This is a genomic window from Faecalicatena contorta (genome assembly GCF_021531895.1).
Taxonomy (GTDB): Bacteria; Bacillota; Clostridia; order Lachnospirales; family Lachnospiraceae; genus JAFBIX01.
Genome location: NZ_JAFBIX010000001.1, coordinates 91,268 through 113,460 on the forward strand (window position 1 = coordinate 91,268; position 22,193 = coordinate 113,460).

Here is a 22,193-nt window from a genome sequence, read left to right on the forward strand (position 1 = left end):
TGACTCTAATCGACAAGTTTTTTATTATTTGACATTTTTCAGCATATTTTCGATAAATACACCATATCCTTTTGTAGCATCTTGTACAAACACATGTGTTACTGCACCCACAAGTTTTCCATTTTGAATAATCGGGCTTCCACTCATTCCCTGGACAATTCCGCCTGTGATTTCAAGAAGTTTTTCATCTGTCACTTCAATGACAATTCCTTTATTGATCTCCTGAGTTCCTTTGTCGATTTTTGTAATACGAATCTCGTAATCTTTTACTTCGCCTTCAACAGCGCACCGTATAACTGCCGGTCCTACTTCGATTTCTTCTTTTGATGCAGTTTCCATCGGTTTTAGATCCGTAAAAAGAGAATCAATACGATCAATTGTTCCAAATATCCCGCAATCAGTATTTTCAGTTATAGTGCCAAGTACATTATAATTATTATAAACAATAATACCTTCCATGCCGCCAGGTGTTCCGTTTTCTCCTTTTTTAATATCTTTGATACTGGTCTCATATACGGTCCCATTGTCAATTTCTAACAGCGTATTAGTATCCACATCATGAATTCCATGTCCTAATGCTCCAAAACGACTGTCAGCATTTAAAAAAGTGATGGTCCCCAGCCCTTGCGCATTATCTTTGACCCAGATTCCAAGTTTATATCCCTCTTGACCACATGACACTGGTTTTAATTTTATATCAATATACTCGTCATCCCTTCTAACTTTCAGAATGGTCTCTTTCTTGTCCAAATGTTTGACAGCTTCCTGTAATTCTTCCTTATCGCGAATCTCTTGATCATCCAAAGCGACAATATAATCTCCTGCTTTTACAAGGTGGGCTCCGGGCTCATACTCCATCCCATCCTCCCCTGTAATTGGTTCTGTTCCCAGCACCATAACGCCTTCTGTCTCCAGATAGATTCCTATCGGCATCCCGCCGGGAATCACCATGTTACCAGAAGCCGTCTCTGCATTTACTTCTTGCTGTAATTTATTCTGCTGATATTCATTCATGTAATATCCACTGCTTATAGCAACCGTAAATGTTGTAATCATAATCAGAATTCTTCGATACCAGTATTTTCTCATCGTACAACCTCACTTTACTTATTATCAGACAAAAAGAAAGATAGATATCCATTTTGGATATCTATCTTATTATGTGATGTTTTCAATAATTTACTCTGTTTTACTTCATCTGATTCGCAAGTTCTTTCATCTCAACAGCACTTTGAATCACAGTGTCTGTGATTTTTGCTCCGCCAAGAATTCTTGCCAGCTCATGAATAGATTCTTTTTCATCCAATGGGAAGATACTCGTTCTGGTAATTCCTTCTTGTGTCTTCTTCTCTATCATGTAATGATGGTCCGCCATTGCTGCAATCTGTGCCAGATGCGTAATACAGATTACCTGGTGTTTTCTTCCGATTACAGCCATTTTTTCAGAGACTTTTTGTGCTGTTCTTCCGCTGATTCCCACATCAATTTCATCAAAAATCAATGTTTCAATATCGTCACGCTCTGCCATAACCGTCTTGATGGCAAGCATAATTCTGGATAATTCGCCGCCGGATGCAACATTCGCCAAAGGTTTTAACGGCTGTCCGGGATTCAAAGATATCATAAATTCAATATCATCAATTCCTTCTGAAGTATAATTTTTAGTCTTCTCGAACTGAATCTTAAACTGAACACCCTCAAAATTCAGATCCTTAAGTCCTTCTTCAATTGATGTTTCCAGGATGAATGCCTGTTCCTTGCGAAGTTTTGACAATTTTTCTGCCGATTCTTCAAAAGATCTTTCCGCCTGCGTACATTGCTCTTTTAACTCTTCAAGATAATGGTCAAAATCCTCCAGAATCCGAATCCTCTCTTCCTGCTTTTTACAATAATCACAGATTTGTTCTATACTGTCACCATACTTTGTCTTTAGATGATTCAGTTCATTCAGACGGTTTTCCGTCTCATAGAACTCTTCATCAGAGAATTCGCAAGTCTTGCTGTATTCTGAAAGCTCACGGTTGAAATCATTCAACAGGCTGTCTACTTCAACCAACTGTTCATACAGTTCTGAAGCTTTTGCATCGTATTCAGCGATTTCTGAAAGAGAACGAATCGCGCGGCTCAATGCTTCACTGGCATTATCATTTCCCTCACTAGTGTATGTATATGCTTCATTCACTGATTCTACGATTCTCTTGCTGTTCGTCATTCGACGATATAAAACCTCCAGATCTTCATCTTCTCCTGGCTGAAGATCAGCATTGTGGATCTCATCCACTTCAAACTTAAGAAAGGAGAGTTCTTTCGCGCGCTGAGCTTCATCCGTCTGCATCTCATTCAGTTTTTTTATACAAGCTTTATATTCCTTATATGCCTTCTCGGTCCTTTGCCGCAATTCACCGATTGAATCTCTGGCAAATGCATCTACAATTCCAAGATGATTCTTTTTATACAACAGAGACTGATGCTCATGTTGTCCGTGAATATCAATCAGAATCGCTGCCACTTCTTTCAAAAGGCCGATTGACACTGTCTCGCCATTGATTCTGCTGACACTTCTTCCAGTCATCATGCGTCGACTAAGTGTCACCATCCCATCTTCCGGATAGATATCTAACTTGTTCAACTTTTCCTTCTGGTGTTCATTTTCTACCAGAAATGTTAATTCTACAAAGCCATATTCCGCACCTTGCCTCAAAATATCTTTCGAATACCTTCCTCCAAGTGCCAGATTCACTGACCCTAAAATAATAGACTTTCCTGCACCAGTTTCCCCGGTAAGGATATTCAGTCCATCTTTAAATTCCACTTCTATTTCATCAATCAGTGCAAGATTTTTTACATGCAAACTCTGTAACATTCTGCCTCCTATAAGACAATCTTACTAATCTTATCCATCACTTTTATAGTATCATCAACACTTCGGATCGCACACATAATCGTGTCATCTCCGGCAATACTCCCTACAACTTCATTCCATTTCATAGCATCAATTGCTGCACATACCGCCATTGCCATTCCAGCCACCGTTTTAATAACAAGTATATTTTGTGCCATATCCATGGACACGAATCCATCTTTCAATACACGAATATATTTTTCACTCATGCCGTTTTCAGCGCTCTGATGTACTGCATAACGCTGCTTGCCATTTTCAGCCGGCACTTTCGTTAATTTCAGATCTCTGATATCACGGGACACGGTTGCCTGCGTCACTTTGAAACCTTCTTTGTTCAGATATTCTGCTAATTCTTCTTGCGTTTCAATGTAATTTTTATTAATTAGTTCAATAATCTTTGCATGTCTGTTTACTTTCATGACGCTAATTTCCTTTCATCTTTCTACGTAATGTTTCCAAAAAGCTGATATTACTTAACTTCATAATCGTTGTAGATGCTTCTGACTTTTTCACCGTGACTCTGTCTTTGGTCCTAAGGACTACCGTATCTGCTCCGTCAAACGTAACAAATACTTCTTCTTCCGAATCATTACGGCCTTCACCGATCTCAATTACAATCTCATCTTCTGCTGACAATACAATACTGCTTGTATTCAACGCATGAGAACAAATCGGTGTAATTACGATCAATGATGCAGTCGGCTCAACAATTGGCCCTCCAGCCGATAAATTATATGCAGTGGAACCTGTCGGTGTCGACAATATAACTCCATCTGCTTCATAAGAATTCAACAATTCCCCATTCACGTATAATCGAAAATGAATAACTCGCAGCTCTCCTTTACGGGATACCACAATATCATTTAAGGAGACATCACAACTTCCGTCATCAAAGATCCCTTGCAGCATCATTCGTTTTTCAAATGTATAGTCGCCTTTCAACATTTGCTGAAAAGCTTCATCGATATGTGTTACTTCAACCTCTGTGAGATAACCAAGTGTTCCCATATTAATTCCCAAAATCGGTACTTCTCGTTTCCAAAGCATACGAGCCACTTCAATCAGGCTGCCATCTCCCCCAATCACGATTGCGCATCCGATTTCAGCTGGCACGGAATCCCGAATAATCTTTTTATTTTCATCTTTTTTGCATAAAATGCATTCTTTTCCAGCAAATTCCAACAGATTCATTATCTGATTGGTAATAGCGTGATCTTTATCTTTTCCGTCATTTGTAACAATTAAAAACCTGTCCATAATCTGTGTTCTTTCCCCTTAATTTTTTGCAAGAGTGTCAAATGCCTGATCTACAATGTCCTGTATGTCAACATTGCCCGTTATTTCCCCGGAGCCCTCACATTTTTCCAAATGAACCAGATATTCTATATTTCCTTCTGGTCCTTTGATTGGCGAAAACTCCAGATTCAATACATCAAAACCAATAGATAACGCATACTCAATAACAGTTGTTATTACTTCCAAATGTGTACTTTTCTCCCGTACTACACCTTTCTTTCCAACTTTTTCTCTTCCCGCCTCAAACTGCGGTTTAATCAAAGCAACAATCTGTCCTTTCTCTCTAAGATAATTACGGATTGGCAACAGCACTTTAGTCAGTGAAATGAACGACACATCTATAGATGAGAAATCAACAGGTTCACCAATATCTTCTGGTGTCACATAACGAATGTTTGTCTTTTCCATACATACAACTCTATCATCTTGTCGAAGCTTCCAATCAAGCTGCCCACGTCCAACATCAATAGCAAAGACCTTAACTGCTCCATTCTGCAGCATACAATCTGTAAACCCGCCAGTAGAAGATCCGACATCAGTACAGACCTTTCCCGCCACGCTTACATCGAAATTCTTAATTGCTTTTTCTAATTTCAAACCGCCTCTGCTCACATACGGAAGTGTATGTCCCCTCACTTCAATCTGAACTTCTTCTGCAAAAGTCGTACCTGCCTTGTCTTCCCGTTGACCCTCCACAAACACATTGCCTGACATTATGATTGCTTTCGCCTTCTCACGCGACGGAGCAAGATTTCTTTTTACAAGTAATACATCTAAACGTTCTTTCATACTCTCTCCCACATTTTATCATATAGTTCCTGAATTCTTCTGGTCATCGTCTTAACATCAATTCCAGTTTCTTTCCGTAATACTTCAATACTTCCATGCTCTATATAGTCATCTGGAAGTGCCAGTGGAAGTACTTTTACATTTAAATTTTCCCTGGATACATACTCCAACACATGTTCGCCATAACCACCCGTCTGCACATTTTCCTCAATCGTTGCAATCAAACGATGATTCTTGCCAAGCTTTCGAATCATTTCTTCATCAATCGGTTTTACAAATCTTGCATTCACAAGCGTACAAGAATATCCTGCCATTTTCAGCTGTTCCCGTACTTTTACCGCGTCTTCGAACATATGACCAACAGATACAACTGCAATCTCTGATTCTTCATAAATCATCTCACTCTTTCCAAGCATGATCGGTTCTCGAAAATCTTCATATTCATCATAAGCACTTCCTCTTGGATACCGAAGCGCAATTGGTCCATCATAAGACAATGCAAACCGAAGCATATCCGCTAACTCCCATTTGTGTTTCGGCGACATGACTACCATATTAGGAATATTACTTAAATAAGACAAGTCAAAGATTCCCTGATGCGTCTCTCCATCACTGCCTACCAATCCTGCACGGTCAACAGCAAAAACAACCGGAAGATTCTGAAGTGCTACATCATGAATCAGCTGATCATATCCTCGCTGAAGGAAGGAAGAATACACAGCAAATACCGGATGCACTCCTCCGGCTGCCAGACCTGCTGCAAATGTAACTCCATGTTCTTCTGCAATTCCAACATCAAAAAAACGTTCTGGATACATCTGTCGGAATCGTTTTAGACCAGTCCCATCCGTCATAGCTGCCGTAATCGCCACAATATCCGGATGATTTCTGGCCTCATCACAAAGGACTTTACCAAAGACATCCGTATAACTGTCTCTCTTTTTGGGACTTTCTGGTTCTCCAGTCTCAATCTGAAATGGTCCAATTCCATGGAACTTATCAGGCTGTTTTTCTGCAGGTTCATATCCTTTTCCCTTTTCGGTAATCACATGAAGCAGTACAGGTCCCTCTATCTTCTGTGCGTCATGAAATGCTTTACACAGCATCGATAGATTATGTCCAGGGATCGGCCCCAGATAAGTAATTCCCATATCTTCAAAAAACATACCAGGAACGACTAGCTGCTTTATACTGCTTTTTGTCCGGTGGAGTTGATCAATTACATGTTCTCCTACCACAGGAATCTTATTCAGTGCATTGGTTACTCCTTTTTTTAAGCCAGTGTAGATATCTGCTGTTCGAAGTCCTGCCAGATACTTAGACATTCCTCCTACATTTTCTGATATCGACATCTTATTATCATTCAATACAATTATAAAATTAGTCTTTAGAAGTGACGCATTATTCAGTGCTTCATACGCCATTCCTCCAGTCAGTGAACCATCTCCGATCACTGAGATAACATGATATTTTTCTCCTTTGATATCTCTGGCATGAACATAACCCAGCCCTGCCGATATAGATGTAGAGCTGTGCCCGGTATCAAACGCATCACAGGCACTTTCTTTGCGCTTAGGGAAGCCACTCATTCCTCCATATTTACGCAGATCATCAAATCCCTCTTTTCTTCCGGTTAAAAGCTTATGTGTATAAGCCTGATGACCGACATCCCAGATAATCTTATCTTCTGGAAGCTGAAAGACCAGATGCATAGCCATTGTCAATTCCACGACCCCAAGATTAGATGCAAGATGACCACCTGTCTTACTAATCTTTTCAATCAAAAAATGTCGGATTTCTTCCGCTAACTGATCTAACTCATCTGGATTCAGTTCTTTAATATCATTTGCCTTTTGTATACGTTCTAACATAATCAGGTTCCCCTCTATTTGTCTCTGTGAATCAGTTGAATCAACAACTGTTCCAGATATTTATTTTCTCCTGATAACTGATGCAAAAGTCCAATTGCTTTTTCCGAAAGTTCCTCTACGACCTTTCCCGCCTCAGTTGTTCCCATTAATGTGACATACGTCGTCTTTTCATTCTTTTCGTCACTGTGAATTGGCTTTCCAAGCACTTCTTCTGTACTAGTCACGTCCAGGATATCATCTTGAATCTGAAAAGCAATTCCTACATAATGAGCAATTTTTTCCACTTTTTTTACTTCTTCCTCAGTAGCACCAGCCAAGATTGCACCAATCATCATTGATGCCTCTATCAACGCTGCCGTCTTCAATTCATAGATTGTGTCCAACACCTCTTTGGTCACGGCATGTCCTGTCTCTTTTACGTCAATCACCTGACCGCCGATCATACCATATATTCCGGCCTTTTCTCCCAAAACCGTCAATGCTCTTCCAATCAAAAGTCCATCTTCTGGATCTGACACAAAAGCTTTAAAAGCAGTCTCAAATGCATAATTAAGCAAGGCATCCCCCGCCAGAATTCCCATATCTTCTCCATAGACCACATGCGTTGTTTTTCTTCCACGTCTATACTCATCATTATCCATCGCCGGTAGATCATCATGCACAAGAGAGTAAGTATGTATCATCTCAATTGCTGCCATAAATGGCTGAATCGCTTTGGAAGTTCCCTGAAACAAAGAGTATGTCTCTTGCATCAGCATTGGCCGCAGACGCTTTCCACCAGCCAGAAGACTATAACTCATCGCTTCCATTATGACGCTTTGATATCCCTTCTGTTTCGGAAGATATTCCTGTAAGATACCCTCGATATTCTGAACTTTCTGCTTCATTTGTATCTGAAAATCATCTTTAGAACTCATGAGTCTCTCCCTCTTCATCTAATATCAGCATTTTTTTCTCTACTTTGTCTATTTTATCATTACACTGTTTTAACAGATCCATACCTTTATGGTATAACTGAAAAGAATCTTCCAGAGAAATTTCTTCTTTTTCCATCTTCTGGATCGTATCTTCCAGTTGACCAAAAAGTTCTTCCAGATTCTGTCCCTCTTGTAATTCTGCCTGATTAGCCATGCTGCTCCTCCTTCACCTCTTCCACAACAGCGTGTATTACTCCATCTGTCACATACACGGACAATAGATCCTGCGGACGCACTTGCTCAATACTTTTAACAACAGTTCCTGATTCACTTTCTACATACGAAAAACCATGATTCAGCTTTTGAATCGGCGATAATCCTTTCATAATCTCCATGTAAATAGCCATCCTGTGTCTGGCATCTCTGACCTTCCCATCCATCAACGCCCGAAGTCGATCTTCTAATTCCACGATTCTTTGCTGATGTTCTTGTAATTTGTAACGTGGATGTAGATATTTTAACCTTGTCTGTAGTTCTTTCAGACGAAGGCGTTCCATCTGTATCCTCTGAGCCAGAAGTCGATTCATTTTGAATTGATATTCCTGCAATCGCTGCTCGGTCTGCCGAACATCACTGACCGCCAATTCTGCAGCTGCTGACGGAGTCGGTGCCCGAAGATCAGCCACATAATCTGCAATTGTAGTATCCGTCTCGTGACCAACCGCAGAGATTATCGGAATACTACAGTTAAAGATTGCTCTGGCAACTTCTTCTTCATTAAATGCCCACAAATCTTCTATCGAACCACCGCCACGGCCCACAATCATTACGTCAACATCTGCTTTTTCCAGCATCTGGATTCCTCGTACAATGCTTTCCTTTGCTCCCTCGCCCTGTACCTGGGCAGGATATAGTATCAGCTGGACATAAGGATTCCTGCGCGCAGTAATATTCATAATATCCCGGATTGCGGCTCCTGTGGAAGCCGTTACTACACCAATCCGTCTGGCATAGGCCGGGATCGGCTTTTTATACTCAGGCGCAAACATACCCATCTCTTCCAGTTCTTTCTTCAACATCTGAAAACGTTCATAGAGAAGCCCATCTCCATCGAGATGAATTTCTCTGGCATAGAGCTGATAGGAACCACTTCGCTCATAGACATTTACCGATCCCAGAACCACTACCTGCTGACCTTCGCTCATACGAAAAGAGAGTCCGCCTCGCTGCCCTGCAAACATAACACAGGCAATCGTTCCAGACTCATCTTTTAATGAAAAATATATATGTCCTGATGTGTGATACTTACAGTTCGAGACTTCACCCTTCACATAGATACGGTTCAGCATATAATCCTGGGTAAACATATTTTTAATATATGCATTTACCTGTTTTATAGTATATACATTTCGAGCCATTATCTACCTCTGCTTATTATTCTGCAAGTTTTCCAAGCACAGCATTTATGAAAGCAGGGCCTTCATCACTGCTATACTTTTTCGCTAATTCTACTGCCTCATCAATTGCTACGCCTGTCGGTACATCTTCATCCCACTTCATTTCATATACAGCAAGTCTGAGAATCGTCAGATCCACCTTGTTCATTCGACTGGTCTTCCATCCGGTAGTATGCTCATTAATCAACGAATCAATTTCCGCAATCTTCTCCGCAATTTTAGATGATTTGGTTCGAATATAATCCAGATCTTTTTCCCTGGCATCCTCTAATTGTTCAAAATAAAGCTGTAATTGTTCTGGCATTTCCTGCTCTGCATTAAACTCTACTCCAAACAATACCTTAAAGATATGTTCTCTTAACTCTGTTCTCTTCACTTATACTTCCTCCGGCACATCTACCCCGGCCACACGGATATTCACGTCAGCAACTTCAAGACCTGTCATATTTTCAATTGCCGCTTTTACCTTCTCCTGCACCTTAGCTGTAGTCTCTTTGATACTATACCCATACTTCAGGTTCAGCGCCAGTGAAACGGTAACAATTCCTTCCAGTACATCAACTTTTACTCCTTTAGACAGAGACTTCATTCCCAACTTGCTAATCAACTCTCTGGTCGCATTCCCGGCCATTGATGACACACCGTCCACTTCCATCGCTGCAAGACCGGCAATGATAGATACAACATCATCTGCGATCTTAACCTCTCCAAGATTCTCGTCAGCTTTTATTGTATACGTACTTTTCTCTTCTTTACTCATTCTAGAAACCTCCTGTCTCATCTTACAATTCATTTTATTATATCAAATTTATACACATTTGCAAAGTGGGGACGGGGGTTTTTTCATTTTCCCCCGTCCCAAATTAAATTTACCGTGTCCCTATCTGCCAAATTCGGATAATTCTAGTCCGTTGTTTCTTTCCAATGTCATACGGATGCTCCAGTCATTGACGAACAGGAGTAACGGACGTCCTTTCAGATCTTTTACTTTCTTCATATCTGAAGTTCCAGTGAGTTTATCGAGATCAATATCTGTATTTTCTATCCAGCGAATGTGTTCATATGGCAGAGTATCCAGACGGATCTCTACGTTATATTCATTCTCAAGTCTGTATTTCAGTACATCAAACTGGAGAACACCAACTACTCCAACGATAATTTCTTCCATTCCTGTATTATATTCCTGGAATATCTGGATTGCACCTTCCTGAGCGATCTGGTTGATACCTTTGATGAACTGCTTTCTCTTCATGGTATCTACCTGACGCACTCTTGCAAAATGTTCTGGCGCAAAGGTCGGGATTCCTTCATATGCAAATTTATCACCGGATGTCGTCAGAGTATCTCCAATGGAAAAGATTCCCGGATCAAATACACCGATGATGTCTCCACCATATGCTTTTTCAATCATCTTCCTTTCACTTGCCATCATCTGCTGTGGCTGAGAAAGCCGTACTTTTTTGCCGCCTTGTATATGAAATACATCCATTCCTGCTTCGAATTCACCGGAACAGATTCTCATAAATGCAATTCTGTCTCTGTGTGCCTTATTCATATTCGCCTGAATCTTGAATACAAATGCAGAGAATTCTGATTCTTCCATCGGATCTATCGCCCCCTGATCAGACATTCTTGGAAGCGGTGAAGTCGTCATTTTTAAGAAATGTTGTAAAAATGTCTCTACTCCGAAATTTGTAAGTGCTGATCCAAAGAATACAGGTGACAATTCGCCTTTACTGACTAATTCCTGATCAAATTCTGCACCGGCACCATCCTGAAGTTCAATCTCTTCTTCAAGCTTCTCCCTTTGTTCTTCTGTCACCCAATCTGTAATCTCAGGGGCATCGATTGCGATCTTCTTTACTTCACCCTGTGTTGTTCCCTTATGGGTATCGGAAAAAAGTTCTACTTTCTTCGTTGCTCTGTCATAAACCCCTTTAAATTCCTTACCTGAACCAATCGGCCAGTTTACCGGGCAGGTTGCAATTCCAAGCTCGCTTTCAATATCATCCAAAAGCTCGAATGTGTCCAACGCCTCACGATCCATCTTATTAATAAATGTAAAAATTGGAATGTGACGCATAGTACATACCTTGAACAGCTTTCTGGTCTGTGCCTCGACACCTTTCGATGCATCAATGACCATCACCGCAGAATCAGCCGCCATCAGGGTACGGTAAGTATCTTCCGAGAAATCCTGATGTCCAGGCGTATCCAGAATATTAATACAATAGCCGCCATAATTAAACTGCAATACGGAAGACGTAACAGAGATACCTCTTTCCTTCTCAATTTCCATCCAGTCAGACACGGCATGCTTTGCAGTGGCTTTTCCCTTGACACTTCCGGCCTGATTGATGGCTCCTCCATACAACAGGAACTTTTCTGTCAATGTTGTTTTACCGGCATCCGGGTGGGAAATAATTGCAAATGTTCTTCTTTTTTTAATCTGCTCCTTTACTTCATTCGTAATCTGTGACATATATATAAACACTCCTATAAATAATATAACCGTTTTTACACGCTATTAGTCAGTATAACACACCTGTTTTCATTCCTCAATTACGAATTTTCGGAATCTATCAAAGAATCCCGAATCCACCATTGTCAGCTTCCTTCGGATGCATAAAATAAAAAAGGAAACCCGAAATGGATTTCCTTAATCTATTCATGATTTATTCCGATTTTCCTTCATTATATACAGGCGTGATTACGATATTCTGCGCTGCCACTCCGGTCTTTCTGGTAACAATATCTTCAATCTGGGCCCGATTCGCATCACTCAATTCTGCGGCATTGACAACTACATCCGCAGTATCGGCTGTTAAACTGACGACAACTTCATCAAACCCTTTGGATGCAAGCAATGTCTCTGCCGCTGCTTCTTTTTCTGCCAATTCAGTCATTGCTACCATCTGATTGACTGCTTCCTGTTTCTGTTCATCACTTAGATTCTCATTATCTATGATTTCCATCAAAGATTCTTTGTTCTTTGCACGCACCTGCTCTCTGGTTACCTTCGCTTCTGCCACAACACCTCTTGCCTCTCCGCTTGTAAGTACTGCTTCCCCTGGAGTTCCGTCTACGCTGTCACCTGCATCACTGTCCTGACTTTCGATATCACCCGCTGAACTTTCCAGATCTTCCTCCGAAATATCCAAAAGTTCCTGATTCGCCAATTCTGCATTTGTCTGTTCTGCATCATTTTTCTCACCAAATATTTTGCCGGAATAATTCAAGTATCCGGCCGCTGCGATCATAACAGCCAATGCTGCAATAATAATCTGGTTCTTCTTCAAAATTCGTTTCACTGTTCATCCTCCTACCATGCCACTTATTTTTTAACTTTTCTTCATTACCCTAATCTTATGCGTGTCTATTCCAAATAATGCTTGGACAGCTTCAGTAATATTCTGTTTCACGACTGCATTATCACCACCTTCCGCAAGAACAACTACTCCTTCTACCTGAGGGCTTAATTCTTTACTTATATAGGGTTCCTGACTCTGCGTATTGTCTCCGTTATATACAGTGGTTTCTCCATGCGTACTGTTCTGCGTTGTACGTGTCCCTCCCTGACTGTCTGTCTCCGTAACCGTCTCGCTGTCCGCCTCTATATCCTTTTCCACCACTTTCTCTGCAGAAGACTCCAAAGTAATCATAACCGTGACTTTGCCAGTTCCTTCCATCTGTGATAAGACATTTTCCAGCCGCCTTTCTAGTTTCGAAAGATACACATCCTGCTCGGTATCAATTCCGCTTCCTGCAGTTGAAACCGTTTCTTCTTCATAACTATCTGATTGTTCTTTCTTTTGTTCTGTAGGAAGAGCAATGACAAGTAAAAGAACTCCCACCAAAAAAATAATCATTAACTGATCTTTCTTTATATTTTTTATTGAGAAATCCTTTGGAATCTTAAACCACTTCTTCTTATCTTCCAATTCTTATCTCCTCCACATCAATTTCCATATTTTCTTCACTGCCTTCTTCATTTTCGTTATCATCCTGATATTCCTTCTGAACTTCATTCAGATATTCTTCCGGATTAATTGTTTCCAGATAATCTGTGGAATTCTCTATTTTTTCAATCTTAGTCAAATATTCATCATTCTCGTATAGATTTTCCCAACTGCTCTCCATTCCCAAGAGTTTCACTATCGGCGCAGCCAGCATAATAATCAGGACCAGCCCCGTAAAGAAGCGCAGATATCGTTGATATCCCTTATCAGGAATAATATGCATAACCGCTGTGATCATAACCATATAAAACGCAAGATTTTCCATCCATTGATACAGATATTCAAACATCTCATCACCTTAGATATTTCCCGTTGTTGCTGCCACTACAACGATTGTAAGAAGGAACAAAACTCCTGTCGTAAATAAGACTTTTAATAAGAGATGGCATCCTTCACTGACTGTTTCTACACACCCCACCATTCGTTTATCAGAGATTGGCTGGATCAAGGCTGCCATTAATTTGTATAAAAATATAATACATATAATCTGAAGCATTGGCACAACACAAAGGGCAATACAGATTACTGCTCCAGTCATGCCAATACCATTTTTTACTAAAACCGCTGTCCCTAGCACAACTTCTGTGATTCCGCCGATTGCATCTCCAACTCCAGGAATTGCCTCTGCACTGCGTGTAACGACACTTCGTTTTACCGTATCAATAGCCGGATTAATCAACCCCTGAACTACATTTAACCCTATAATACACGCTAATAAAGTTTTTAAGATCCAAGATACGCCCAGTTCAATAAGCTCCGAAAACTTACTGAGATAATCTTCCTCAGACAGATAATTTAGTACTTTTACCATCATGTAGATATGTATCAATGGAAGTAAAAAATTAGCCACCAGAAGTTCTACCAGATAAATCAGAAATAAAACCAGATTATAAAAAGCAACGGATGTAACACTACCTTTTGCAATTGCAACTGCCAAAAAATACAATGGACAAAACACTCCCATAAACGAAGTCAGATTTGTAATCCCACCGCTGACCCAGTCTACTACAGCTGCAAAAGAACTTAATGTCAATGCAATCACCAGAAGATATAAGACATAAAAACTGATTTCTGCAATTTGGCGGCTTTGAAAAACTCTGGAAAAATTCGTAAATACTGCTGCAATCACAGCGATCAGAAGAATATGAATCAGATTGTCTTTGCTGACTCGAAATGCATATCCGACCTGGTCTTCCAATAACCGATTCAGCAATTCTGCAGAGAAAGTCAGATCCCCAGAAAGAATCCCCAATAATGTTTCCTTAAAATCCATCTTTTCTTCTGGAAATAAATCTTTCAGAACATCGTTGATATCCTCAAAATCAAACTGGTCTATCATTTCTTCTTTCAGTCTGCTTTGTTCTTCCTCTGTTTCCGCTGCCGATACCTGACCTCCAATCCCAATCCACACAGCCATGATTTCAAATATCGTAAGCCATATAATCAGCCTTTTTCTCATGACAAAAACCCCTTGATCGTATCCAGAAGCGCCATAAGAATCGGCATGCTTAATAACATAACTGCCAGTTTGCCGAATATTTCAATCTGCGTGGCAATCGTCTGATATCCTGAATCTTTGCAGATGCTGGAAGAGAATTCTGCCACATAAGTAATTCCTAGCATTTTCATTAATGTGCCTATATAAGACTGATCCATCTTAATATAATTTCCAATTGTTTTCACGGCATCCACGATGATATCCAGTTGTCCAAGAATACAGGAAAAAATAATCAGACTCAACGCAGCGCTTATATAGATACCATATTCTGATTTTCCACTTTTGAATTGTACTGCCAGAAGTGTTCCCGCAACTCCCAGAATTCCAATCTGCAGCATATTCATATGTATCCCTTCTTTCCTATAACAAAAACAGCTGCCGGATGGAAGAAAACAATTCATATATATATGGTACAATCCAAAACAGCACCAGTATCAGACCTGCCAGACTTGTCAGAAATGCCTGTTCTTCTCTCCCACTGTGTTTTAAGACCTGGCACAGTACTGATACCAATATTCCAACCGCCGCAATCTTAAAAATTAGATTTATACTCATTTATGCCTCCTTTATATCAGCAGGATCGTAACAAAGATTCCACTCATGACACCCAGACAACGATATAATCTGATTCTTGAATTCATCGTTTCATGTTGTTCTTCCATAGACAGATTCAATTCTTCCAGATAAAGATCCAGCGTCCGGACCTGCATCTCAATATCTGCAATTCCAAATTGTCCGCCCAGTGCCGATAATCTATCCAGAACATCTTTCGGAAGTCCGGCATCTGCAAGATATTTTCGTGTGTTTTCTTCCCATATGATTGAAAATACCCCTCCGGTTCTTCTTTCTGTCTGTTCCGCCAGCTGCTTCATCCAACTCTTGTACGGCTCTTTGGATGATACTGCAATCTGCTGAAATGCTTCGCCCAGATATGCTCTAGAATAAAAGATCTCACTACGGAGCCGGTAGATCAACTTCTGAAGATATCTCATCTGTTCATATTGATCCCGAATGTGCTCTGCAGCCACAATTCCTCCACAGGCAGATGTCATTATAACAATCAGACTTCCTATAACTTTCAACATCATGACACTTGTAACGTCTCCCGATACAAAAGAGTTCCTCTGCTGTCATAGATTCCTTCTACCTGTCCTACATGTTCCCGGTTTTCCAGCAATACATACCGTTCAAACCGTTTTTCAGCCACCATCTGATCAAACAAAGGCTTCTTCCGTAATTCTTCCATAGAATCTGCATGCACGGTTGCCAGCATCTTACATCCACAATGCATGGCATATTCAATAGCATGTACATCCTCTGCCGTTCCAATTTCATCCACCGCAATCACTTCCGGCCCCATGGAACGAATCAACATGATCATACCCTCTGCTTTCGGGCAGCAGTCCAATACATCCGTACGGATTCCAAGCTGAGTCTGTGCTACTCCCATATAACATCCGCCGAGTTCCGAGCGCTCATCTACTACTCCAACTGACATTCCGTTTATCCATCCATTTCCATTGGAAATTTGTCGGATCATATCCCTTAGCAGAGTTGTTTTTCCACACCGCGGCGGTGATACGATCAATGTATGGTACAATTTTTTGTTATACGTTATAAACGGAAATATCGGATCCGCACATCCAAGAATCTCATGAGACATTCTCAGATTAATTGACGAAATATATCTTAAATTCTTTACTTTTCCATTTTCAATGATTGCCTGTCCTGTCATTCCAACTCTATGTCCTCCTTCAATCGTAATATATCCTTGCTTCATTTCCTGCTCATATGCATATAAAGAATAATTACTGATATATTCCAGCATTTCTCTGATGTCTTCCCTGGTAACGATATAAGGCTTGCCCCGCTGATTGCCAGGTATTATCTCCTCTCCGCGGTAAACCAGAAGCAGCGGCTTCTCCACACGTAGTTTAATCTCCTGCAAATACTCATATTGCAGATGTTCTTTACCGATCAACACCCGAATGCTGCGGGGTAAAACACTTAATATTCGATTCTCTTGCATCATTGTCCACCTCTTTAACTCAATATATGTTCCAATCCAACATTTATGCCAAAATAAAAAAAGACATAGACTTTTCGTCTAAATCTTTTCATTTGGGTACACCGCATATTGCAAATGGGGACGTAGTATTTTGCAAAAATACTACGTCCCCATTTAACACTTTTTTATTCAGCTACGTCTTTCATACTAAATGACATTCTGCCCATCTTATCTTTTCCAAGGCATACAACTTTGACTACATCGCCTAATGTCAATACGTCTTCTACATGGTTGATTCTCTCTTTGGAAATCTTTGAAATGTGCACCATTCCTTCTTTTCCTGGTGCAAATTCCAGGAATGCGCCAAATTCTTTGATGCTGACTACTTTTCCTTCTAACACCTGTCCGGCCTCAAAGTCTGTTACAATAATGTGAATCAGTCTCTGGGCTTTTTGCATATTATCTGCGTCTGTTCCGCAGATGGATACTGCTCCGTCATCGGTAATGTCAATCTTTACGCCTGTCTGTTCAATAATCGCATTGATTGTCTTACCGCGCTGACCTACAACATCACCAATCTTCTGTGGATCGATCTGCATCTGGATGATCTTCGGTGCGTATGGGCCTACTTCTGGTCTTGGCTCGGCGATTGTCTTTGACATTACTTCATCCAGAATATAGGTTCTTGCCTTCTTTGTTGCAGCAATAGCTTCTTCAATAATTGGTCTTGTCAAGCCGTGGATCTTGATATCCATCTGGATTGCGGTAATACCTTTGTGTGTACCGGCTACTTTAAAGTCCATATCGCCGAAGAAGTCTTCCAGCCCCTGAATATCTGTCAACACCAGATAATCGTCATCCGTCTCTCCTGTTACCAATCCTGCAGAGATACCTGCAACTGCGGATTTGATTGGCACACCTGCAGCCATCAGTGACATAGAAGATGCACAGATACTTGCCTGAGAAGTTGAACCATTAGATTCAAATGTCTCAGATACGGTACGAATTGCATATGGGAATTCTGCTTCGCTTGGAAGTACCGGTACCAATGCTCTCTCAGCCAATGCACCATGTCCGATCTCACGACGACCAGGTCCTCTGGACGGTCTTGTCTCACCAACAGAGTAAGACGGGAAATTATAGTGGTGCATATATCTCTTAGAAGTCTCGGATTCATCCAGTCCATCCAGTCTCTGCGCTTCTGCAAGTGGCGCAAGTGTTGTAACTGTACAGATCTGAGTCTGTCCACGTGTAAACATTGCAGAACCATGAACTCTCGGAATCAGGTCGATCTCTGCAGCAAGCGGTCTGATCTGATCGATTGCTCTTCCATCCGGACGCTTGTGATCTTTCAAGATCATCTTACGAACCGTCTTTTTCTGATATTGATATATCGCTTCACCCAGCACAGCCAGCCATTCTTCATTGTCTGCAAATGCTTCCTCTAATTTTTCTGTAATCTGTCGGATATTTTCTTCTCTTACCTGCTTCTCATCGGTAAATACAGCTTCTTCCATCGCCTCAGGCGGAACGATTTCTTTGATTGCAGCAAATAATTCTTCCGGTACTGCACAGCTTTCGTATTCATGTTTTGGCTTACCGCACTCTTCTACGATTGTTTCAATAAAAGCAATAACTTTCTGATTCACTTCATGTGCAGCAAAAATCGCCTCGATCATCTGCTGTTCCGGAACTTCATTTGCTCCGGCTTCAATCATGATAACCTTTTCTTTTGTAGAAGCAACTGTTAACGCAAGATCAGATACTTCTTTCTGCTCTGCCGTCGGATTAAATACAAATTCTCCATTAACCAGACCTACCTGAGTCGTAGAGATCGGTCCATCAAACGGGATGTCTGAGATGCATGTTGCAATAGCAGCTCCCAACATTGCTGTTAATTCTGGAGAGCAATCCTGATCTACAGATAATACAAGGTTTTCCAAAGTAACATCATTACGGTAATCCTTTGGGAATAACGGTCTCATCGGGCGGTCAATTACACGACAGGTGAGGATTGCATTCTCAGATGCTTTTCCCTCTCTCTTATTGAATCCTCCCGGAATCTTTCCAACAGAATATAATCTTTCATTATATTCAACACTTAAAGGGAAGAAGTCAATTCCTTCTCTTGGTTTTTCAGATGCTGTTGCCGTACATAATACGGTAGTATCTCCATAATGCATTAAGACTGCACCATTGGCTTGCTTTGCAACTCTGTCAACATCAACGCGCAGAGTTCTTCCAGCTAATTCCATTTCAAACTTCTTATACATATGATTCTCCTTTATCATTCTTAGATATGCATTTCTTGCAAAACAGGAGCTGCCGAAACTACTGAAAAACACATTTATCAGGCAAATGTACTTTTCAGTGGTCTCGGTCTAGATATTCCTGTTCGCAATCTTAAATATTATATCATATAGGTTTTAAATATTCTACTACCAAATTACATATTCTCACAGATTTGAACAACTTTCGATTTTTCGATTTACTTCTTCACGGTATTTTCGGCTGACCGGAATTTTCTCATTTCCTTTCATCACAATGCTGTTGCCATCCCAGTAGAGGACATGATGCATATTTACCAGATAGCTCTGATGACATCGAAAAAATCCTGCTGATTTCAATACTTCTTCTGCTTCTTGCATCTTCATATAAAATTCAATGGATTCGCAGGGATATTCAACGACTGCTTTAATTTTTCGTTTATCACTCATCAGATATTTAATTGCATTTAATAGGATAAACTCTTTCCTTTTCTGCCTTTTTATTAAAAAGAACTGTCCCTGAACCTTTCTTCGTTTTTCCAGATAAGACTGCAGTATTTCTTCCAGTTTTTCTACTGCCACAGGTTTTATTAGATATGCATACGCCTGTACTTCATATCCCTGAAATACCATATCCTTTCTTGCAGTAATAAAAATTATTGCAGAATCCACATCATTTCTCCGTAAAATATGTGCTGTTTTCATTCCATCTAATCTGGGCATCGTAATATCCATGAAGATTAGATCTGCCCAGATATGTCCGCCTCTTTCCATCACTTCCACCAATTCAGATCCGTCTTCATAACACTCAAAAGTCACTTCCTCTCTGTCAAAAAGCAGATGACTGAGTGTCTGTTTTAATTCTTCACAATCATTTATATTATCTTCACAGATTATTATTTTTAACATATGTTCTCCCCCTTTGTCATTTTCCTATTCGTTTCAAAATCAAAAACGGGGACATATTATTTATTTTTTTGTAAAAAAAGAAGCCGATTATGAAGTCGACTTCTTTTCTTTCATTATTCTTGAAGTGTAATATCAAATAAAACTTCTTTCTTCAATACATATACCGGGCTATAAAATTGTACATTCAAAGATTCCGGTATATCCTCACTCTCTACAGATAACGCATAGAACTCCCGGTCATCTATATATGGAACACTGGCATTTACCGACTGCCCATTTGATGCAGTCCCTGTCGCCTTTGCAATCACAAACTGAGGCTCCGTTTCAGGCGATCCAGAAACCGGTTCATATAATAGTTCATAATCCCAGCGACGGCCCTCAATGATATCGACCTGTCCGTTCGAGAGATTATATTGATACGTAATGGTACAATGACGTCTGATCCCTGTGATATGAAGCCCTGTCCCATCATCAAATAAAACCGTCTGGTCACACCCCAGGTAATCATCCTCTTCCATTGGAAGATCAATCTCTACCGGCTCTGTCATAGCTTCTTTTCTCAGGCATAACTGAGGGATCCGCAGTATATATTCCCCTGGCTCTATATTCCGAAAATAAATCTCAAATCCTCTTCTGTATCCTGTTTCCGTCTCTGTATCCTGCACATTTATCCGGCAGCGTTCATAAGAATTCCCAGCCGAGTCAATTAATACAGGATGCTCTATCTCCCCTTCCTGATACCAAAAGTAACCTCTGGTTATCAGATCATCTATTTTATATTCTTCCGGATTCTCCTGATAGAGATTAACAATGGCCATTCCTTCTTTTAACGCTGTAAGCCCTGTCTTCATATAGATTCCATTCACAACTGCTGAGTTCCGTTTTACCCCTTCTGAAGTATCTTCTGAAGATTCACTATATTCTTTTACATCCAGTTTTTTCATTGTCACAAAGAATTCATTCCCCTCAGGAAGCACGATTGAGACATCGATCTTGTCGGCTCCATCCTCTTCCGGTACCCATTTTCCATAATAACTGGCTATAAATATGTACTCCTCTCCGGGACTATTAATGTGTCCCTTTTGATATTCCAAGAAAAATTTTCTATCACCTGCCGACTGCAAATATGCCTTTTCCAGATAGTGTGCTTCATTATAGCTCCAGCCATTCGGCTTATTTTGGAATAGTTCCGCCTTTTCTTCTGGTGTCAGTTCTTCATAAGAATCTATATCATCATATACTCGCTCCATATCCGAACACGTTAATCTGATATCTATCTTCCATATTCCATTTTGATAAAATACATTATCCAGTTCATATGTCACATCATCCTTCACAAATTTCTGTGTATTTTTCACCATTTCATAGGACGGAATATCGGACCAGATCAAGCCGTCCATAAGAGAAAACTGATACTTTTTCACACCACTTACTGCTTCTTTTATAGAATGAACTGCGCCAGCCACTCCTGACTGTTTTATTTCTTCTTCCTGATTGTCTTCCGTTTCCTCTTCTTTTGAACGAGTTTTTATTGGATCTTCTCCTTTCCTTTTTTGCACAGTTTCATCTTGATCCGAAGATTCTTCCGACATAATCAAATCATAGAATGGGAACCAGGATGGAAGCCAGCCATGTCTCTTCATGATATTGACTGCACTGGCTGTAATGCCGAATATCAATATACTGATCAGGATAAAATACAACAATTTCTTTTTCCCTCTCGATCCTCTTTTCTTGACATTTTCATACTTCATATCCAGCTCTTCTGCAATTTCCCCATAACTTAAGCCATTATAATAATGCATGCTCAAAATCTGCTGGTCCAAAGGCGGAAGCTGTTCCATTGCTTCTTCCAATTGTTCCGCCTGCTTTGTCTGATTAATATGGATGTCCTTTTCTTCTTTATATCTTTCCAGGACCTCATTCTCTATTTTCTGTCTTCGACAGTTTTTCCGAAATCTGTCAACGGCTCTTCGTTCAGCAATAGTACACAGATAATTTCTGAGAGTTCCCTTTGATTTGTCAAAACGACTGTGATTCAGACAGAATTCTGCAAACACATCATTCACACATTCATCAATATCTTCCTGACTCCTAAGTTTTGAGGCACAAGTACTTCGAATCAAAGACGAATACTGTTCCATCAGCACTTTTGCCCCGTAATCTTTATCTTGCTCTAATAAATCTAAAATTTCTTCGTCTGTAAACATCTCAATTCCTTTTTTCTATACGTATCTTAAGATTAGAATACCAGATATAC

Annotated in this window: 23 protein-coding genes; all 23 read right to left on the reverse strand. The window is 40.3% G+C overall.

Features of this window, described 5'->3' with window-relative positions; translation table 11 throughout:
- Window positions 1–24: 24 nt before the first annotated feature.
- Window positions 25–1,089, reverse strand: coding sequence for a SpoIVB peptidase (gene spoIVB, locus JQM81_RS00485; RefSeq protein ID WP_235231513.1), 1,065 nt, complete (start codon window positions 1,087–1,089; stop codon window positions 25–27).
- Window positions 1,090–1,189: 100 nt separating this feature from the next.
- A complete protein-coding gene (gene recN / locus JQM81_RS00490; protein ID WP_235231514.1) occupies window positions 1,190–2,863 on the reverse strand; it encodes a DNA repair protein RecN in 1,674 nt (557 codons plus the stop codon).
- Window positions 2,864–2,871: 8 nt separating this feature from the next.
- Complete coding sequence (gene argR / locus JQM81_RS00495) at window positions 2,872–3,321, reverse strand: arginine repressor (protein ID WP_235231515.1); 450 nt, start codon at window positions 3,319–3,321, stop codon at window positions 2,872–2,874.
- A 4-nt stretch (window positions 3,322–3,325) separates the two neighbouring features.
- A complete protein-coding gene (locus JQM81_RS00500) occupies window positions 3,326–4,159 on the reverse strand; it encodes an NAD(+)/NADH kinase (protein ID WP_235231516.1) in 834 nt (277 codons plus the stop codon).
- A gap of 18 nt (window positions 4,160–4,177) precedes the next feature.
- On the reverse strand, window positions 4,178–4,987 hold the full coding sequence (locus JQM81_RS00505) for a TlyA family RNA methyltransferase (RefSeq protein ID WP_235231517.1): 810 nt from the start codon (window positions 4,985–4,987) through the stop codon (window positions 4,178–4,180).
- Window positions 4,984–6,858, reverse strand: a complete 1,875-nt coding sequence (dxs, locus tag JQM81_RS00510) for a 1-deoxy-D-xylulose-5-phosphate synthase (RefSeq protein ID WP_235231518.1) — start codon at window positions 6,856–6,858, stop codon at window positions 4,984–4,986. The genes JQM81_RS00505 and dxs overlap by 4 nt, the downstream gene beginning before the upstream one ends.
- A 14-nt stretch (window positions 6,859–6,872) precedes the next feature.
- On the reverse strand, window positions 6,873–7,775 hold the full coding sequence (locus JQM81_RS00515) for a polyprenyl synthetase family protein (protein ID WP_235231519.1): 903 nt from the start codon (window positions 7,773–7,775) through the stop codon (window positions 6,873–6,875).
- Entirely contained in the window at window positions 7,765–7,989 is a 225-nt protein-coding gene (xseB, locus tag JQM81_RS00520) for an exodeoxyribonuclease VII small subunit (RefSeq protein ID WP_235231520.1), read from the reverse strand. Before xseB ends, JQM81_RS00515 begins: the two co-directional genes overlap by 11 nt.
- On the reverse strand, window positions 7,982–9,193 hold the full coding sequence (gene xseA / locus JQM81_RS00525) for an exodeoxyribonuclease VII large subunit (protein WP_235231521.1): 1,212 nt from the start codon (window positions 9,191–9,193) through the stop codon (window positions 7,982–7,984). Before xseA ends, xseB begins: the two co-directional genes overlap by 8 nt.
- Before the next feature lie 16 nt (window positions 9,194–9,209).
- Window positions 9,210–9,608 carry a transcription antitermination factor NusB gene (gene nusB / locus JQM81_RS00530; RefSeq protein ID WP_235231522.1) on the reverse strand — a complete coding sequence of 133 codons (399 nt, stop codon included), beginning with the start codon at window positions 9,606–9,608 and terminating at the stop codon, window positions 9,210–9,212.
- Window positions 9,609–9,992, reverse strand: a complete 384-nt coding sequence (locus JQM81_RS00535; protein ID WP_235231523.1) for an Asp23/Gls24 family envelope stress response protein — start codon at window positions 9,990–9,992, stop codon at window positions 9,609–9,611.
- A gap of 120 nt (window positions 9,993–10,112) precedes the next feature.
- Complete coding sequence (locus JQM81_RS00540; RefSeq protein ID WP_235231524.1) at window positions 10,113–11,714, reverse strand: peptide chain release factor 3; 1,602 nt, start codon at window positions 11,712–11,714, stop codon at window positions 10,113–10,115.
- A 193-nt stretch (window positions 11,715–11,907) separates the two neighbouring features.
- Entirely contained in the window at window positions 11,908–12,543 is a 636-nt protein-coding gene (locus JQM81_RS00545) for a SpoIIIAH-like family protein (RefSeq protein ID WP_235231525.1), read from the reverse strand.
- Window positions 12,544–12,573: 30 nt separating this feature from the next.
- Window positions 12,574–13,173 carry a stage III sporulation protein AG gene (locus tag JQM81_RS00550; protein ID WP_235231526.1) on the reverse strand — a complete coding sequence of 200 codons (600 nt, stop codon included), beginning with the start codon at window positions 13,171–13,173 and terminating at the stop codon, window positions 12,574–12,576.
- The gene (locus tag JQM81_RS00555) at window positions 13,163–13,540 is read right to left on the reverse strand and encodes a stage III sporulation protein AF (protein ID WP_235231527.1); all 378 of its coding nucleotides are present in this window, start codon (window positions 13,538–13,540) and stop codon (window positions 13,163–13,165) included. The genes JQM81_RS00550 and JQM81_RS00555 overlap by 11 nt, the downstream gene beginning before the upstream one ends.
- A 9-nt stretch (window positions 13,541–13,549) precedes the next feature.
- Window positions 13,550–14,710 (reverse strand): stage III sporulation protein AE, encoded by a 1,161-nt coding sequence (locus tag JQM81_RS00560; RefSeq protein WP_235231528.1) that lies wholly within the window; start codon window positions 14,708–14,710, stop codon window positions 13,550–13,552.
- On the reverse strand, window positions 14,707–15,093 hold the full coding sequence (locus JQM81_RS00565) for a SpoIIIAC/SpoIIIAD family protein (protein WP_235231529.1): 387 nt from the start codon (window positions 15,091–15,093) through the stop codon (window positions 14,707–14,709). Before JQM81_RS00565 ends, JQM81_RS00560 begins: the two co-directional genes overlap by 4 nt.
- A gap of 16 nt (window positions 15,094–15,109) precedes the next feature.
- Window positions 15,110–15,304, reverse strand: coding sequence for a stage III sporulation protein AC (spoIIIAC, locus tag JQM81_RS00570; RefSeq protein WP_235231530.1), 195 nt, complete (start codon window positions 15,302–15,304; stop codon window positions 15,110–15,112).
- 11 nt (window positions 15,305–15,315) lie between these two features.
- Window positions 15,316–15,837: a stage III sporulation protein AB gene (locus tag JQM81_RS00575; protein ID WP_235231531.1), complete on the reverse strand. Its 522-nt coding sequence runs from the start codon at window positions 15,835–15,837 to the stop codon at window positions 15,316–15,318.
- On the reverse strand, window positions 15,834–16,778 hold the full coding sequence (spoIIIAA, locus tag JQM81_RS00580; RefSeq protein ID WP_235231556.1) for a stage III sporulation protein AA: 945 nt from the start codon (window positions 16,776–16,778) through the stop codon (window positions 15,834–15,836). The genes JQM81_RS00575 and spoIIIAA overlap by 4 nt, the downstream gene beginning before the upstream one ends.
- Window positions 16,779–16,942: 164 nt before the next feature.
- The gene (locus JQM81_RS00585; protein WP_235231532.1) at window positions 16,943–19,030 is read right to left on the reverse strand and encodes a polyribonucleotide nucleotidyltransferase; all 2,088 of its coding nucleotides are present in this window, start codon (window positions 19,028–19,030) and stop codon (window positions 16,943–16,945) included.
- A 183-nt stretch (window positions 19,031–19,213) separates the two neighbouring features.
- Entirely contained in the window at window positions 19,214–19,933 is a 720-nt protein-coding gene (locus JQM81_RS00590) for a LytR/AlgR family response regulator transcription factor (RefSeq protein ID WP_235231533.1), read from the reverse strand.
- Between the two features lie 113 nt (window positions 19,934–20,046).
- Entirely contained in the window at window positions 20,047–22,143 is a 2,097-nt protein-coding gene (locus JQM81_RS00595; RefSeq protein WP_235231534.1) for an RNA polymerase sigma factor, read from the reverse strand.
- Window positions 22,144–22,193 lie beyond the last annotated feature (50 nt).